The sequence below is a fragment of the Spirillospora sp. NPDC049652 genome, assembly GCF_040675125.1.
In the GTDB taxonomy this organism is placed as follows: Bacteria; Actinomycetota; Actinomycetes; order Streptosporangiales; family Streptosporangiaceae; genus Spirillospora.
Window position 1 is genome coordinate 1 of record NZ_JBFAOF010001276.1, and the last position, 1660, is coordinate 1660.

At 71.7% G+C, this 1660-nt stretch carries 1 protein-coding gene; it reads right to left on the bottom strand.

The window, feature by feature from the left end:
* Positions 1–161: 161 nt before the first annotated feature.
* The coding region (locus AB0J52_RS39385) for an FAD-binding oxidoreductase (RefSeq protein ID WP_500188206.1) at positions 162–1660 on the bottom strand (1499 nt) is incomplete at its 5' end.

A 1660-nucleotide genomic window follows, 5' to 3' on the forward strand; every position in this document is an offset into this window, starting at 1 on the left:
CGCCGCCGAGCGCATCGCCCGCTCCGGCGGCTGACCCGCGCCCCGCCGCCCGGCCCGGGAGGCGGGCCCGGCCGGGCGGCGGGGCCCGCCCCCGAGCTCAGGCGGGGTCGAGCTCAGGCGGGGCCGAGCTCAGGCGGGGTCGAGGACAGGCGGGCCCGGGGTCAGGCGGGGTCGATGGAGAGGGGGTGGCGGAAGACGTTGTTGGGGTCGTAGGCCGCCTTGACGCGCTGGAGCCGGGGGTAGTTCTGCTTGTAGTAGAGCGTGCTCCACGGGACGCCCGACTTGTTCCACGCCGGGTCCTTGGCGTCGATGTCGGGGTAGTTGATGTAGCAGCCGTCGTACCGGTCGTTCGGGACGGGCATGCCGCCGGTGTCCCCGAAGACCCGCTGGTAGAAGCGGCGCAGCCAGTCCACCGACGCCTCGTCGGCGGAGGCGTCCGGCCAGGACGCCGAGAACCACAGCTTCATGATGGAGTCGCGCTGCGGGATCGCGGTGCCGGTCGGCGACACCGTGTTGATCTTTCCGCCGTAGGCGGCGAAGTAGACCAGGCACTGGCCCTTGTAGTCCGGGTCCGTGAGGCCCTTGTACAGCTCGACGATCTGCGACTCGGCGAGCGGCTTGCGCAGGTGGCTGCCCTTGGACTTGGTGCGCGGCGGGATGGTCGCCGGGAACTCGTAGGTCGCGTTGGTCAGCCACAGGTCGTCGGTCGTGCTGACGGTCGGCTTCACCCCGACCCCGTTGGAGACGGCGGCGATGTAGTCGTCCAGCAGCTGCTTGGCGCCCGGCGCGGTGGAGTCGTTGCGGATCTCCAGGTAGATGTTCTCTTCCTTCTGCGTGTTCAGGTGCAGGGCGCTGTGCAGCGCGGCGGTCGGCGTGCCGGGGGCGCTGTTGGCGGCGTGCCAGGCGTTGTGGTTCTTCACCAGCCGGACGAAGCCGTCCTGCGTGAGGCCGGCCCACGGGAAGACCGCCCAGGTCATGAAGACGCGGTCGGGCGGGCTCGGCAGCAGCTTGGTCGGGTCGTTCCCGGCCACGCCGGGCGTCCGGAACAGGTACTTGGTGACGATGCCGAAGTTGCCGCCACCGCCGCCGGTGTGCGCCCACCACAGGTCGCGGTTCGGGTCGTCCGGGCGGTTGGTGGCGAGGACCGTCTTCGCCCGTCCCGACTTGTCGATGGTGACGACCTCGACGCCGTAGAGGTGGTCCACGCACAGGCCGTGCTGGCGGGACAGGGGGCCGTAGCCGCCGCCCGCGATGTGCCCGCCGACGCCGACCGCCGGGCACACCCCGGCCGGGACGGTCACCCGCCAGCCGAGGTAGAGGTCGGTGAACAGCTCGCCCAGGGTCGCGCCGGGCTCCACGACGAACGCGCGCAGGTCGCCGTCGTACCAGGTCCGGTTCATCGCCGACATGTCGAGCAGGACCTTGAACGCCGGGTCGCCGACCAGGTTGTCCAGGCAGTGCCCGCCGCTGCGGACGGTGAGCCGCTGCCCGCGTCCGACCGCCCGCTCGACGGCCTTCTCCACCTGCTCGACCGAGTAGGGCAGGTGGAGCAGGTCCGGGTGCGAGACGAACCGCGGGTTGAAGGACCGCTTGATCAGTTCCGGGTAGCGCGGGTCGGACGGGGAGAGCGCGACCAGCGGGTCCAGGGCGTCCGGCGGCC